At 70.5% G+C, this 15,267-nt stretch carries 11 protein-coding genes; 10 read left to right on the top strand and 1 reads right to left on the bottom strand.

Going from position 1 to position 15,267, the window contains the following annotated elements; all coding sequences use genetic code 11:
- The first annotated feature begins 19 nt into the window (after positions 1 to 19).
- The 4 genes from PKE79_RS06680 (at position 20) to PKE79_RS06665 (ending at position 6,000) form a co-directional block, all read left to right on the top strand.
- Positions 20 to 1,570: an ABC transporter substrate-binding protein gene (locus tag PKE79_RS06680; protein ID WP_271172902.1), complete on the top strand. Its 1,551-nt coding sequence runs from the start codon at positions 20 to 22 to the stop codon at positions 1,568 to 1,570.
- A gap of 78 nt (positions 1,571 to 1,648) precedes the next feature.
- The gene (locus tag PKE79_RS06675; RefSeq protein WP_271172901.1) at positions 1,649 to 2,290 is read left to right on the top strand and encodes a YesL family protein; all 642 of its coding nucleotides are present in this window, start codon (positions 1,649 to 1,651) and stop codon (positions 2,288 to 2,290) included.
- Between the two features lie 4 nt (positions 2,291 to 2,294).
- Positions 2,295 to 4,676, top strand: a complete 2,382-nt coding sequence (locus PKE79_RS06670) for a glycoside hydrolase family 2 TIM barrel-domain containing protein (protein WP_271172900.1) — start codon at positions 2,295 to 2,297, stop codon at positions 4,674 to 4,676.
- A 91-nt stretch (positions 4,677 to 4,767) separates the two neighbouring features.
- Positions 4,768 to 6,000: an ROK family transcriptional regulator gene (locus PKE79_RS06665; RefSeq protein WP_271172899.1), complete on the top strand. Its 1,233-nt coding sequence runs from the start codon at positions 4,768 to 4,770 to the stop codon at positions 5,998 to 6,000.
- Positions 6,001 to 6,188: 188 nt separating this feature from the next.
- On the opposite strand, the gene PKE79_RS06660 is transcribed toward PKE79_RS06665, so the two are convergent.
- A complete protein-coding gene (locus tag PKE79_RS06660) occupies positions 6,189 to 7,211 on the bottom strand; it encodes a LacI family DNA-binding transcriptional regulator (RefSeq protein WP_271172898.1) in 1,023 nt (340 codons plus the stop codon).
- Positions 7,212 to 7,390: 179 nt separating this feature from the next.
- On the opposite strand from PKE79_RS06660, the gene PKE79_RS06655 reads away from it, so the two are divergent.
- The 6 genes from PKE79_RS06655 (at position 7,391) to PKE79_RS06630 (ending at position 15,255) form a co-directional block, all read left to right on the top strand.
- A complete protein-coding gene (locus tag PKE79_RS06655; protein ID WP_271172897.1) occupies positions 7,391 to 8,689 on the top strand; it encodes an ABC transporter substrate-binding protein in 1,299 nt (432 codons plus the stop codon).
- Between the two features lie 64 nt (positions 8,690 to 8,753).
- The gene (locus PKE79_RS06650) at positions 8,754 to 9,662 is read left to right on the top strand and encodes a carbohydrate ABC transporter permease (protein WP_271172896.1); all 909 of its coding nucleotides are present in this window, start codon (positions 8,754 to 8,756) and stop codon (positions 9,660 to 9,662) included.
- A gap of 1 nt (position 9,663) precedes the next feature.
- Positions 9,664 to 10,563, top strand: coding sequence for a carbohydrate ABC transporter permease (locus PKE79_RS06645; protein ID WP_271172895.1), 900 nt, complete (start codon positions 9,664 to 9,666; stop codon positions 10,561 to 10,563).
- Between the two features lie 2 nt (positions 10,564 to 10,565).
- On the top strand, positions 10,566 to 12,512 hold the full coding sequence (locus tag PKE79_RS06640; RefSeq protein WP_271172894.1) for a glycoside hydrolase family 127 protein: 1,947 nt from the start codon (positions 10,566 to 10,568) through the stop codon (positions 12,510 to 12,512).
- 238 nt (positions 12,513 to 12,750) lie between these two features.
- Positions 12,751 to 13,794 carry a LacI family DNA-binding transcriptional regulator gene (locus PKE79_RS06635; RefSeq protein ID WP_271172893.1) on the top strand — a complete coding sequence of 348 codons (1,044 nt, stop codon included), beginning with the start codon at positions 12,751 to 12,753 and terminating at the stop codon, positions 13,792 to 13,794.
- Positions 13,795 to 13,905: 111 nt separating this feature from the next.
- Complete coding sequence (locus PKE79_RS06630) at positions 13,906 to 15,255, top strand: ABC transporter substrate-binding protein (RefSeq protein WP_271172892.1); 1,350 nt, start codon at positions 13,906 to 13,908, stop codon at positions 15,253 to 15,255.
- Positions 15,256 to 15,267: the final 12 nt, after the last annotated feature.

Below are 15,267 nucleotides of genomic sequence, written 5' to 3'. Positions count from 1 at the left end.
TGAGCCGAAGGAGTCTCACATGAGAAGGAACATCGTCCGAGCGGGAGCAGCGCTGCTCGCCGTGGGCGTCAGTGCGGGCATGCTGTCGGCGTGCACCGCCGGCAACGGCGAGCAGTCGAGCGGCACCGCCGAGATCACGATGCTCGTGCTCGGCGACAAACCGACCAACGGGCGCGTCGAGGCCATGCTCGAGAAGCTCAACGAGCGCCTCGCCGAGGAGGTGGGCGCGACGCTCGACCTCTACTACGTCGAGTGGGCCGACTGGCAGACGCAGTACAACGTGCAGTTGCTCTCCGGCGACTCGAACATCGACCTCATCACCACGGCCACGGACTGGCTGTTCGCGTGGGAGAACGCGGAGAAGGGAGCCTTCCTGCCGCTGTCGGAGGAGATGCTCCAGGAGCACGCGCCGAAGACGTGGGAGCAGGTCGAAGCCGACGGGCACTGGGATCTCACGAAGCTCGACGACGGGCAGATCTACTTCATCCCCGAGGACAACTTCACCCAGTGGACGAACCACGGGTTCTTCTACCGCGGGGACTGGGCGGCCGAGGCCGGCTTCGAGAACGGCGAGATCACGGCCTTCGAGGACTTCACGACCTACTTCCAGTGGGTCAAGGAGAACAAGCCGGAGGCCTACCCGTGGGATGTCGCCGGCACGAACGAGGCCGCCCTCACGGGCTATCTGCAGGGGCACACCGACCTGCAGACGATCCAGCAGATCAGCGCGGGCATCTACTACCCGTTCCAGACGTCGGAGTCCGACCCGTACACGGTCACGTCCTGGTACATGGAGGGCGACGAGCTGCTCGAGGCCGCCGAGCTCGCCAAGGAGTGGAACGACATCGGGGTGTGGCGCGAGGACGCGCTCAACTACGACGGCGACACCCGCGAGCTCTTCTACTCGGGTCTGTCGGGCGCCGACCAGCACCACACCCAGACGTTCGTGGGCGGCATCGTGCACAACATGAACGAGCGCCAGCCCGGATCCGACCCCAAGTTCTTCTACTGGGGCCAGGAGAACGGCAACTACTTCCGCGACATCCTCACGCACGGCGCGATGGCCGTGAGCGCGACCTCGGCGAACCCGGAGAAGGCGCTCGAGGTGTACGACATGCTCCGCAACGACGAGGAGTCGTACCGCCTCATCAACTACGGCATCGAGGGCACCGACTACGTCATCACGGACGACGGCAAGCTCGACAACCCTGAGGGCTACGACCCGTCGACCGACGCGCTCGGCGCCAACTTCTGGGCCGGCCGCATGGACGAGTACGAGCTGCCGCGGGTCACCGACGCGGAGAACAAGCAGGAGCTCTACGACCAGCTCGACGCCGAGGCGAAGGACTACCCGTACTCGACCCTCCTGTTCAACAAGGACGCGATCGATCCGACTCTCGCCGCCATGGGCGCGGTGTTCTCGGAGTACATCCCGCAGCTGCAGTACGGCAAGTTCGACGACCCCGAGGCCGCGATCGAGGAGATGCGCCAGAAGCTCCGCGACGCGGGCTACGAGGACGCCCTCGCCTCGGTCCAGGCCGACACGGACGCCTGGGCGGAGAGCCAGTGACCGCAGGCGACTGAGCGCCTGCATCGGCAAGGGCGGGCCCGCGCACCGCGGGCCCGCCCGATCTCGAAAGGGGAGAGGATGAACGGCATCTTCGCGGCGGACTCCGCGCTCATGCGGTTTCTAACGCGCGTCGCCGACGCGATGATCCTCAACGGCCTGTTCATCGTGGCGTCGCTGCCCGTCGTGACGATCGGCGCATCGCTCACCGCGCTGAGCTTCACGGGGCGGAGGCTCGCGACGGGCGCGTGCGAATCGGTCACGGGCGACTTCCTCCGGTCCTTCCGGCGGAACCTCCGCCAGGCGACGGCCCTGTGGCTGCTCATGCTGCTCGTCGGCGCGGCGCTCGCCGCATGGTTCGTCGTCGTGAACGGCGTCGGGGTCCCGCCGATGCTCGAGTTCGCCCTCCTCGCGATCTGGTACGTCGTCGTGTTCTTCTGCGTCGCGTGGGCCGTCTACGTCTTCCCCTATCTCGCGACCTTCGAGGGGACCATCCCCGAGGTCCTCCGGAACGCGCGGCTCCTCTCCCTGCGGCACCCGCTCTCGACGTTCCTCATCCTGACCGTCCTCGTGCTGTCGGCGGTCGTCACGATCTTCTCCCCGCAGGCCACCGGCTACGGCCTGCTGTGGCTCCTCATCGGATTCGGCGGGCTCGCCATCGTCATCGGCAGCGTGCTCGACCGGGTCTTCAGCCGGTACATCGACTCTTCGAGCGAGAGGTAGGCGCGTGCGCGCGAACCCCATCATCCCCTGGCGCTTCCACCTCGGCGACGAGCCCGACGCGTGGAAGAAGGGCTTCGACGACACCGCATGGCGTGCCGTGAGGGTGCCGCACGACTGGAGCGTCGAGCAGGAGTTCTCGCGCGACTGCTCGAGCGGCACGGGATATCTGCCGGGCGGCGTCGGCTGGTACCGCGCCCACGCGCCGATGGGCGAGCTCGCCGACGCCCCGCATGTGCGCCTCGTGTTCCACGGGGTCTACAAGAACGCGCAGGTCTGGGCGAACGGATACCACCTCGGCGGACGGCCGTCGGGGTACGCCGCGTTCTCGTTCGACCTGACCGAGATCCTCTCGTACGCGCCCGACGACGACCTCGTGCTGAGCGTGCGGGTCGATCACTCCGACCTCTCCGACTCGCGCTGGTACAACGGCGCGGGGATCACCCGCGGCGTCGAGATCGAGGTGCACGAGGCCGTGCGCCTCCGTGAGCACGGCACAGCCTTCACGACCCTGTCGGCGGACGCCGACGAGGCCGTCGTGCGCGTCGTCCAGACCCTCGTCAACGACGGCCCCGAGCCGGTATCGGTGCAGGTCCGGCACGAGCTGCGCTCCCTGACATCGGGGCGCGTGCACGCCTTCGACGCGGCCGTCGAGGTGCCAGCGGGCGGCGCGGCCGACGTCGAGAGCGAGACGCGCGTGCCCGATCCCGAGCTCTGGTCCGACACCGATCCGCATCTGCACCGTCTGTCGACGACCCTCGTGCCCGATCGGGGGCCATCCGCCCGCTACACGCAGACCGTCGGGATCCGCACGGTCGCCTTCGACTCCGACGCGGGCTTCTCGGTCAACGGCGAGCCGCGCACGCTCACGGGCGTGTGCCTGCACGAGGACGCGGGGCCGTTCGGCACCGCCGTGCCTCCGGCCGTGTGGCTGCGGCGCCTGCTGCGGCTGAAGGAGATGGGCGCGAACGCCGTGCGCATGGCCCACAATCCGCACGCCCCCGAGCTGTACGCCCTCTGCGACGCGCTCGGCCTCTTCGTGATCGACGAGGCCTTCGACGAGTGGGAGAACCCGAAGAACAAGTGGTGGCAGGGGCACAACGTGTACCCGCCGCGGCACGAGGGCTACGCCAAGGACTTCCCGGAGTGGCACGAGCGCGACCTCGCGGCCATGATCGACGCGCATCGCGGCCATCCGTCGATCATCGCGTGGAGCATCGGCAACGAGATCGACTACCCGAACGACCCGTATGCGAGCCCCCTCTTCGACGAGATGACCGGCAACAACGACGCGAGCAAGCCCGCGGCCGAGCGCGTCTACGATCCGTCGCGCCCGGACATCCGGCGCCTGACGACGATCGCTCGGCGGCTCGCGGCGATCGTCCGCGCGAAGGACCCGACGCGGCCCGTGACGATCGCGGCGGCCTTCCCCGAGCTGTCGAGCCTCACGGGCTTCCTCGACGACATCGACGTCGTCGGTTACAACTACAAGGAGCACCTGTACGAGGCCGACCACGCGCGGTTCCCCGACAAGCCTCTGCTGGGCAGCGAGAACGGCCACGGCTACGCCGAGTGGCAGCACGTCGTGCGGGCCGACTACGTGGCGGGGCAGTTCCTGTGGACCGGCATCGACTATCTCGGCGAGGCCCACGGATGGCCCGTGCACGGCTCGGGGGCGGGGCTGCTCACGCTCGCGGGCTTCGCGAAGCACACGTGGCACCTGCGGCGCAGCTGGTGGACCGACGAGCCCGTCGCGCATCTCGTGACCCGGCCGGCAGGGGAGGGCCCGCGCAGCTTCTGGAGCCGTCCCGTCTCGCGCGCATGGGAGGGCGGGGAGCGGGTCGAGGTGCTCTGCTTCGCGGGCGGCGGCGAGCCGCGGCTCACGTGCGGAGGCGACGCGATCCCGCTCGCATGGGACGACGAGGGCGGCTTCTGGACGGCCGAGATCGACGTGCGCTCCGCGCCGCTCGTGCTCGAGATCGTCCGCGACGGCGCCGTCGTCGCACGGGACGAGCTCCGCGCGCGCGGGGCGGCCGCCCGCCTCGACGCGGTCGTCTGGGAGGCCCCGGAGCATGCGGCGCGCCGCTGCGCCGACGCCGGCCTCGCTCTCGACGGCGCCCCGTTCGACGGTCTCGTGCAGATCGAGTGCGCGCTGCGCGACGCCGACGGAGGATCGGCGCGGGACGAGCGGATGGTCTCAGTCGAGGTCTCCGGCGGCGAGCTGCTCGGGATCGAGAACGGCGACCTCGCCGACGTCACGCCCTACGCGAGCTCGCAGCGGCGGACCCTCGAGGGGCGGCTCGCCGTGTTCGTGCGCGCGGACGCCGGCGCCGTCGTGCGCCTCCGGGCCGAGGGGCTCCCCGAGACGATCGTGGAGTGCGGGCCGTGACATACTGGCGACGACCGGCGGGGGACCGGTCGCCGGGATCGCCCGCCGCGGCGGCGGACCCGATGCGGATGGCCGCGGTGCGGGAGTGAACATGGCTGTCTCGAGGCGCACGTCGCGCGACATCCGGAGCGAGTCGCGGCTCGACGTGCTGCATGTCCTGCTGTCGCAGGGCGAGACCACGCGCAACGAGATCGCCCGCACGACGGGACTCAGCCCGGCGACCGTCGCCACGGTGGTGGGCGAGCTCCTCGTCGAGGGCATCGTCGTCGAGACCAAGGTCACGGTCGGCCGGATCGGGCGGCCGACGGCGACACTCGCGATGAACCCCGATCGCGGCCGGGTGGTCGGCATCGACGTCGCCGAGACCTACGTGCGCGCCGAGCTGTTCGACACGGCGCTCACCCAGATCGCGCTCGTCGACGTCGAGCGCGACGAGCACCTCCTCGACCCCGACTCAGTCGTCGAGGCGATCGGCAGCGCGCTCGACCGCGTGCTCGAGCAGGGCGGCGTCGACCGGCGCGATGTGCTCGGCGTGGGGGTCTCGCTCCCGGGCCTCGTGCAGGCGCCCGCCGGCGTCTCGGTGCTCGTGCCGAACTGGACCTGGCACACCGTCGAGCTCGACCGCCTGCGCGAGCGGGTGGGGCTGCCGCTCGTCATCGACAACCCGCTCAAGGTCATCGCGACGGCCGAGCTGTGGCTCGGGCGCGGCCGGTCGCACTCGAGTCTCGTCACCGTGAACCTCGGCACGGGCGTCGGCGCCGCGATCGTGCTCGAGGGGCGCATCCTGCGCGGAGCGACGAATCTCGCGGGGGAGTGGGGGCACTCGCTGCTCGCGCTCGACGGCCGCGGGTGCCGCTGCGGCCGCCGCGGCTGCGTCGAGGCGTACGTCGGAGCGCCCGGGATCCGGCAGACGCTCCGCGAGATCGCCCCGGACCATCCGCTTCTCGCGCTCGACTCGCAGCGCGACTTCATCGAGGCGATGGCCGGGGCGGCGGATGGGCCCGAGCACGATGCGGCGGTCGACGGGACGATCGCGCGCACCGCCTGGTACCTGGGCTCGGCGCTCGCCGATCTCGTCGCGGTCGTCAACCCCGAGGTGGTGACGCTCACCGGCTGGACGGCCTGGGCGCTCGGCGACCGCCTGCTGCCGGCGACCCGCGAGCACCTGCGCGACCAGGCGCCCGGGACGGCCGGGGCCGACGTCGAGCTCGGCGTGTCGACGATCGGCGGGAGCACCGTGTCCACCGGCATCGCCGTCATCGCGCTCGAGCGCTTCCTCGCCGACGCGGGCCTTCTGACGAGTCGGACGCCGATCGCGCTCTGACGCCCCTGCATGTCTCACTCTTCTCGGTTCTGGCGGGCGCGAAGCCGCCGAGAGTGAGACATGCAGAGCCTGCCGCGGGCATCGGGGTGCGTGTGCGGGACACAGTGCAGGAGTTCTCGGCGGCCTGCGCTGCGGGAACCGGATTCCGGGGCGTGTCGGCCGCGGATCTCCTGCGTCGTGTCCCGCGCTCAGCCGACCGGGATGGTCGTTCCGCGCACGACGAGCTGGACGGGCGTGTGCAGGACGCCGCTCTCGATCCCGTTGTCGTCGAACGCGTGGAAGAGGTGCTGCGCGGCGGTGCGACCCAGCGCCTCGAAGTCCACGCCGACCGTCGTCAGGCGCGGACGCGAGTTCTCTGCGAGCACCGTCCAGTTGTCGAAGCCGATCACCGCGAGGTCGCGCGGCACGTCGCGTCCGAGGTCGCGCGCCGCGTCGAGCACGCCGCGCGCGATCTGGTCCGAGCCGCAGAAGACGGCGTCGATCTCCGGATCGCGCTCGAGCAGAAGGGCCGCAGCCGCCCGCCCCCAGTGCTCCGACCACTCGCCGAGCATCGGCTCCGCCGCGAAGGCCGTGCCGGCCGCGGCCAGCGCCTCCTGTGCTCCGCTCAGGCGATCCTGCGCGGCGGCATAGGAGGGGTCGCCTCCGATATGCACGATGCGGCTGCGGCCGCACGCGAGCAGATGGCGGATGGCCAGACGGCCGCCCTCGACGTTGTCGGGCGTGAGCGACAGGTCGCGCGGATCGCTGGACGGTGCATAGACGTACACCACGGGGACCGGCAGCGCGCGGCCGAGGCTCCTGCGGGGATCGGTGCGGTCGCCCACGACGATGATCCCGTCGACCCTGCGGCTGAGCAGCGCGCGCAGGTGATGCTGCTCCCGGACGGCGTCGCCGCGCGCGTCGCACAGGAACACGTCGATGCGCCCCGCGCCGAAGGCGTCCTCGGCACCCATGAGGATGGGCAGGACGAAGCGGCCGTCGAGGTCGCTCGTGAGGAGTCCCACCGTGCTCGTGCGCCCGGCGGTGAGGCCGCGCGCGACCGCGTTGGGGGTGAACCCGACCTCCTCGGCTGCCGCCAGCACGCGAGCCCTCGTCGCCGCTGCGACGTCGGTGCGGCCGTTGAGTGCCTTGGAGGCGGTCGCCGCCGAGACGCGCGCGCGCTGCGCGACGTCGTTCAGGGTGGCGGCCCGCCCGTTGCGCTCCGTGCTCATCGCTCTAGCGTGCCACAGTCTCGAAACCGTTACATGGATTTCTGCGCGGTCGTGCTTGACGGCCCGAAGTGTCGCCGCTAGATTCAACGAAAGCCGTTTCGAAAGCTTTCGTGCGGCGTGTCGAGCATCGGCGGCAACGGCGGCGTGCTCGCTCAACGAAGAGCCAGAGGAGCAGACACATGATCACGACCATCCGGCGCGGCACAGCGATGCGCGCCGCAGGACTCGCCGTCGCGGGCGCGCTCGCGGTGGGCCTCACGGCGTGCTCGGGCGGAAGCGGGGGCCAGGCCGCGGTCGACGAGATCCCCGCCGAGGGCGTCGACGACGGCTCCACCCTCTCGCTGTGGACGCGTGCGCCGATCGAGGCGCAGGCCAAGCTGCTCGTGGAGGAGTACAACGCCACGCACGAGAACCAGGTGGAGCTCACGGTCGTCCCGAACGACGACTACGTGGCGAAGGTCGGCGCGGCCGCGGGGTCCGGCGGGCTGCCGGACCTGTTCGCCGCCGACGTCGTCTACGTGCCGAACTGGGCGGGCCAGGGGCTCTTCCAGGACATCTCGCCGCTCGTCGAGCAGCTCGACTACGCCGACGACATCAACGCGGGCCACATGTCGGCCGGCACGATCGACGATGCCGAGTACACGCTGCCCTTCGTGCTCGACCTCTCGGTCATGATGTGGAACAAGGAGCTCGTCGAGCAGGCGGGCCACGACCCCGAGAAGGCCCCCGAGACGATCGCGGAGTTCGCCGAGATCGCGCGTGACGTCGACGCGCTCGGCCTGGACGGCGTCTCCGGCACCTCGACCGGCCTCAACTGCGGCGGCTGCCTGCTCTTCACGTGGTTCCCGTCGATCTGGGCGTCGGGTGAGGAGGTCCTCAGCGAGGACGGCACCGAGTCGCTCCTCGACGGCGAGGCGGCGCAGGAGATCTACCGCACGTGGAAGGGCCTCGTCGACGACGGCGTCGTCGCGCCCGGGTCCGAGGACGAGACCGGCGCCACGTGGGTCGCCGGCTTCCAGGAGGGCAAGGTCGGCATCATGCCGTACCCGGCGACGCTCCTCCCGGCCCTCGAGTTCGACGCGGGCGTCGCGGGCCTCCCCGCCGTCGACGGCGGCGCCTCGACCTTCGTCGGCGGCGACAGCATCGGCATCTCGAAGGACTCCGAGCTCTCTGCGCAGGCGTGGAACTTCCTCGCGTGGATGATGTCGGAGGAGACGCAGGTCGACGTCCTCGCGGCGAACGGCAACGTGGTCTCCCGCGGAGACCTCGCCGACAACGAGCACGCATCGGCCGACCCGCGCCTCGTGACGATCAACGAGGTCGCCGCCCAGGGCGACACCCCCGTGGCCGTCAACTTCCAGCAGGCCTTCAACGCCGCGGGAAGCCCCTGGCTCACCCTCGTGCGCAACGAGGTGCTCGGCGAGGGCGGAACCCTCGAAGAGGACAACGCCGCGATCACCGAGATCCTCTCGCAGTGACAGCCGCCGTCGGGGTGCTCCCCGCAGCGGAGCGCCCCGACGGCATCGGACAGAAGGATCCACGATGACCACCGCCGCCACGACCGCGCGACGTCCCGGGCGGACCCGCGCGCAGCGCGCGCACGCCATCCAAGGATGGCTGTACGCCTCGCCCACCGCCCTCTTCGTCGGCGTTCTCTTCGTCGTCCCGCTCGTCCTCGTCGTGGCCATGTCACTCGGCGACTGGCCGCTGCTCGCGGGCTTCCGGGGCTGGAACTTCCCCGACAACTACGTCGCCGCCGTCGACCACCGCCTGTTCTGGGAGGCCATCCGCTTCACGGTGATCTACACGATCGCCGCGACGGTCCTCCTCATCGGCCTCGGCCTCGGGCTGGCCCTGCTCGTCCAGGAGTCGTCGCGGTGGCGGTCGTTCCTGCGCACCGCCTTCCTCGTGCCCAGCGCCCTCGGCCTCGCCTCGGCGTCGCTCCTCTTCTATGTCCTGTACTCGCCGATCGCGGGTCCGTTCGCGGAGTGGATGGAGTCATCCGGCTTCACGATCCTCGGGACGCCGGGCGGCGCGCTCTGGGCGACGGTCTTCCTCATCGTGTGGCGCTTCACGGGGTTCTACATGCTGCTCATGCTCGTCGGCCTCCAGGCGATCCCGGGCGAGGTGTACGAGGCGGCGCGCATCGACGGGGCCTCGAAGCTGCAGACCTTCCTGCACGTCACGATGCCCCTCATGCGGCCCACCTTCGCGCTCACGATCGTCATGTGCGTCACGGGCTCGCTGCTCGCGTTCGAGCAGTTCTACATCCTCACCAAGGGCGGTCCCGACAACTCCACGATGACGGTCGTGCAGCTCATGTACTCCATGGCCTTCCAGGGGCAGAACGACCTCGGGATCGCGGGGGCGCTGTCGGTCATCGTGCTCATCGCCCTCGTCGTCATCAACGTCTTCCAGCTGCGGGTGCTCCGCGGCGGAGAGGAGAGCTGACATGACCGCGCTCGCTCCGACCGAGACCGAGGTCATCGTCACGGAGGGCCGCGGCGCGTCGCGCGCGCCGCGGCAGGGCGGATGGCGCCGGCTGCTCGCGAGGGCGCCGTTCGGCATCTTCTCGGCCGCGCTCGCGGCCGTCTTCCTCTACCCGCTCGTCTGGGCCGTCGTGTCGTCGTTCGCGCCGCGCGCCGGCACGAGTCAGACGGAAGGCTGGGGTCTCGGGAACTACGCGACGCTCGCCGAGTTCCAGGCGGGCATCTGGGTCTACCTCGGCAACTCGCTTGTCGTGTCGGGCCTCACCGTGATCCTCACGCTCGTGATCTCGTTCCTCGGCGGATACGCATTCGCCCGGTTCTCGTTCCCGGGGAAGACCGCGCTGTTCCTCACGACCCTCGCCATCCTCATGGTCCCGTACGCGACCCTCCTCATCCCGCTGTACGTGATCCTCAACGGCCTCGGCCTCGGCAACACGACCGTGGGCGTCGCCCTCGTGCTCACGATGTTCCAGCTGCCGTTCTCCACGTTCATGATGCGGATCTCGTTCGAGTCGATCCCGCGCGAGCTCGACGAGGCCGCCCTCGTCGACGGCTGCAACAGCTTCTCGGCGCTGTGGCGCGTGCTGCTGCCTGCGACCAAGCCGGGACTCATCACGGTGGGGCTCTTCGCCTTCCTCACCGCGTGGAACGACTTCATCGCGCCCCTCATCCTCATCAGCGACACGAATCGGATGACGCTGCCGCTCGCGGTCGCGAATCTGCGCGGCCAGACGATGGGCGTGATCGACTACGGCGCCACGCTCGCCGGGGTCGCTGTCCTCGCGCTGCCCTGCGTGCTCCTGTTCCTCGTTCTCCAGCGTCACTACGTGCAGGGCTTCATGTCCGGCGCCTTCAAGGGATGATCATGACACTCACCACATCGCACCGCGCGACCGCGGCGGCTGCCGCTCCTGTCCTGCCGAGCTCGGGCGCGCTGCGTCCCCTGGGGATCGAGGAGGTCGCGATCACGGGAGGGTTCTGGGGCGCTCGGCAGCGCGTGAACCGGCGCGCGACGCTCGCGCACATCGGCACGTGGCTCGAGCGCGAGGGCTGGATCCGCAACTTCGAGCTCGCCGTCGCCGGTGGGCTGCCCGAGGGGCGCCGTGGTCGCGAGTTCTCCGATTCCGAGGTCTACAAGTACCTCGAGGCGCTCGCGTGGGAGATCGGCCGTGCCCCCGATGACGAGCTCGAGCGCGTGTTCCGCGACGTCGTCTCGGTCGTGGGCGCGGCGCAGGAGCCCGATGGGTACCTGAACACGCGGTTCGGCCGCCCCGGTCAGGGCCCGAGGTGGTCCGACCTCGAATGGGGGCACGAGCTCTACTGCCTCGGGCACCTCTTCCAGGCCGCGGTCGCGCGGGCACGCACGAAGCCCGGCGCCGACGACGGGCTCCTCGAGATCGCGACACGCGCCGCCGACCTCGTCTGCGAGGTGTTCGGCGAGGACGGCATCCCGTCGATGTGCGGGCACGCGGAGATCGAGACGGGACTGGTCGAGCTCGGTCGCGTCACAGGCGAGCCCCGCTACATCGCGCAGGCGAAGCTCTTCGTCGACCGGCACGGCACGGGCGTGCTCGCGGACATCGAGTTCGGCCGCTCGTACTTCCAGGACGACATCCCGATCCGCGAGGCCGACGTCCTCCGCGGCCACGCCGTGCGCGCGAACTACCTCTCGTCGGGGGCACTCGACGTCGCCGTCGAGACGGCCGACGGCGAGCTGTCCTCGGCGCTCGTGCGGCAGTGGGACAACACGGTCGCCCGCCGCACGTACATCACCGGCGGGCAGGGCGCCCACCACCAGGACGAGGCGTTCGGCGCCGACTTCGAGCTGCCGCCCGACCGCGCCTACTCCGAGACCTGCGCGGGCATCGCATCGGTCCAGTTCAGCTGGCGTCTGCTGCTCGAGCGCGGGGAGGCGAAGTACGCCGACCTCATCGAGCGCACGCTGTACAACGTCGTCGCGACGTCGCCCTCCTCCGCTGGCACGGCGTTCTACTACGCGAACACGCTGCACCAGCGCACGCCGGGAGAGGTCGCCGACCCGGATGCGCCGTCCGCGCGTGCGGAGTCGTCGCTGCGCGCGCCGTGGTTCGAGGTGTCGTGCTGCCCGCCCAACGTCGCCCGCACCCTCGCCAGCCTCGCCGCGTACGTCGCGACCGTCGACGAGGAGGGGCTCCAGATCCACCAGTACGCTCCGGCCACGATCTCCACGACGGTCGCCGGGCACGACGTCGCACTGCACGTGGAGACGGACTACCCCGCGGCCGGCGACATCCGCGTCACCGTGGACGCCGCAGCGGACGCGGAGTGGACGCTCTCGCTCCGCGTGCCCAGCTGGGCGGTCGGAGCAGCGCTCGAGGTCCGTTCGGCGGACGGCGGGGTCCAGACGCTCGCGGCGGAACCCGGGTACGCGACCGTGCGTCGCGCGTTCTCCGCAGGCGATGTCGTGACGTTGCGCCTCCCTGTCGCCCCGCGGCTCACGCGGCCGGACGCGCGCATCGACGCGATCCGGGGCGCGGTGGCGGTGGAGCGCGGCCCCGAGGTGCTGGCGCTCGAATCGGTCGACCTCCCCGCGGGGATCGGCGTCGATGTCGTGGCGATCGATCCCGACGCGCCCCTGCGCGAAGAGGACGGACGCGTCGTCGCGCGCCTGGCCATCCGACGCCCCGTCGACCTGCCGTGGCCGTTCGGAGACCCCGAGGTCGCAGACGACGAGCAGATCGTCGACGTGCCGCTCATCCCGTATCACGAGTGGGCCGAGCGGGGCCCCTCCACGATGCGCATCTGGATCCCCGAGCGCCGCGCGGGGGCCTGACCCCGCCGCCCTTCCGCCCACTTCGATCCTGCATGTCTCACTCTCCGCGGTTCTGGCGGGCGCGAACCCGCCGAGAGTGAGACATGCAGAGTCGGGGACGCCGAGTCTCGGGGAGAGCGGATGGCCGGGGCCGCCTTCCGCCCGACCTCCACGCGACGCGAGCGCGATCGGGGGAGGGGGCGAATCGACATCGGGGCGTCGTGTGGATAGCGTTGTCTGGATCGATCGAGGGGGGCTCATGCCGAACGCCGACAGGCCGCCGACACTCACCGACGTCGCACGACTCGCGGGGGTGTCGGTGCCGACCGCGTCGCGCGTGCTGAACGGCGGCGTCCGCGGCAAGCAGAGCGGCTCCCCTGAGATGCGTCAGCGCGTGCAGGACGCCGCGCGGGCGCTCGGATACTCCGTGAGCCCCGCGGCGCAGGCGATCAAGGGCGGGCGGGCCCGCACGATCGCGCTCGTTGTGAGCGACATCGACGACTTCGGGTCGGCCACGATGATCTCGGGTGTCATGCACGCCGCCGAGAAGCGCGGCGTCTCGGTCGCCGTGCGCACGACGCGCGACGATCCCCTGCGCGAGATCGCCCTCCTCGAGGAGCTGCGCGGCGAGCGGCACCGCGCGATCGTGATCGGCACGAGCCGGACGACCGACGCGCGCCGCGAGGCGGCACTGGCTGCGCAGCTCGGCACGCTCGACGCGCACGGCACGCGCGTGGTGGTCATCGGCCACAGCGCCCTGCCCTTCCCATCCGTCACCGTCGACAACAGGGAGGCGGCCGCGGCCCTGGCCGAGGGCCTCGCGCTGGCCGGCCATCGTCGCTTCGCCGTCGTCTCGGGCCCCGACTTCGAGATCACCTCGCAGGACCGTGTCGCGGGGTTCCTCGAAGGTCTCGATCGGCACGGAATCAGCGTCCTCTCGGGCGACGTCGTGCATCGCTCGTTCTCGCGGGACGGCGGATACGCCGCCGTCGACGACCTGGCGACGCCCGTCGCGGAACTCGACGCGATCGCTGCGATGAGCGACGCGATGGCGGTCGGCGTGATCGCCCGGCTGCGCGAGCAGGGAGTCGAGGCCCCGGGTGACGTCGAGGTGAGCGGATTCGACCACGTGCCGATGCTCGGCGACGTGCTCCCGAACTTCAGCACCGTCGAGGTGCCGCTTGAGGCGTTCGGAGAGGCGGCACTCTCGCTCGCCCTCGACGACGGGGATCCGCAGCCCGACCAGCGCATCGCGCTGCGCGCGACCCCCATCGTGCACGGCGCCGCCGTCGCCCGGCGCTGACGTCGTCAGTCCGCGTCGTGCGGCCTCCGGAAAAAGAAGTGGCAAACGTTGTCCACTTTGCGTTACGCTCCTGGAGTCGGACGCGGTCCGATCCGAATCAAGGGAGATCACATGCAGAACGCACAGACGCGTGACGCCCGGCGCCGCGCATCCCGACGCGCCGCCGCATCGCTCGCGGCCACCGCAGCCGCGGTCGTCGTGCTCGCCGGGTGCGCGGGCGGCGCAGACGCCGGCGATGCGGGCGGGAAGACGACCATCCGCTTCCTGTACGCGACGGGCGACGAGACCTGGAACTCGGTCGTGGACGGGGTTGTGAAGGCCTTCAACGAGCAGAGCGACTCCACGGTCGTCGAACTCGATCCGCTCCCTGCGGGCAGCGACTACGCGACGGCCCTCAAGACCATGGACGCGACAGGCAACTGGCCCGCTGTCGTCGACATGCGCGACACGCTCACATACATCCAGGCGGGAAAGCTCGCGCCGATCCCTGAGTCGGTGACCGACCTGCTCGCCCCCGACGTGTACGGTGCCGCCGAGGATGGGAACGTCTACACGGTGCCCTCCTCGGCGCTCAACGGCGAGATCGGCATCAACATCGTCTACGACAAGTCGTACTTCGCGGACAACGGCCTCGAGGTCCCGGAGGCGTACGACGACTTCATCGCGCTGCTTGAGGAGATCCAGGCGAACGGCGATGTCCCGCTTGCGACGGCTGCTGCCGAGGTCTGGCCGAGCGACCAGCTCTGGAAGCCTCTCGCCGCGCCCGTCTTCGCCGAGTACTCCGAGCAGGGCTTCTGGAATGCGGTCGCCGAGGGGACCGCGTCCATGGAGGACCTCCGCGAGCCGCTCGAGCGCCTCGTGCAGATCACGGACGACTTCGTGCTCGAGGGATGGCAGTCCACGGCGGATGCCCAGACGACGACGCTTCTCGTCAACGGCCAGGCCGTCATGGCGACATCGTCGGCGGGCATCGGGCGATTGAACGACATCCACAAGGTCGATCCCGAGTTCGACGCGGGGCTGTTCATCATCCCCGCGGATGACGGCACGATCAACGTCCTCAAGAACTCGGTCGTGGGCGACACGGCGTCCGGCCTGGCGATCTCGGCGCAGGCGCAGGAGGACGGCGCGGAGTACGACTCCGCAGTCGAGTTCCTCGAGTACTTCTATTCGGTCGAGGCCGCCAACCTCATCGAGTCGCTCGGCTGGATCGCCCCGAACATCGCGGCGTCGGACGAGGTCGAGCGCAACACCGAGATCCCCGGAGCCGCGGACTACTTCGCGCTCCTGGAGGATCCGAACCTCAACTGGTACAGCAACGAGTCGTCGAACGAGGCGCTGAGCGCTTTCAACACGTTCTTCCGTCAGGTCCGCATCGAGATGCAGGACGGGCAGATCACCGTGGATGAGGCGATCTCGAAGCTCCAGGCCGAATTCGACAAGACGGTCGCGGCGGGCTGACGGCCCTGGGGT

The sequence above is a fragment of the Microbacterium barkeri genome (assembly GCF_027921765.1).
Lineage (GTDB): Bacteria > Actinomycetota > Actinomycetes > Actinomycetales > Microbacteriaceae > Microbacterium > Microbacterium barkeri.
The sequence above is the reverse complement of the archived record's forward strand: the minus strand, read 5'-3'. Positions and strand labels throughout refer to the sequence as shown.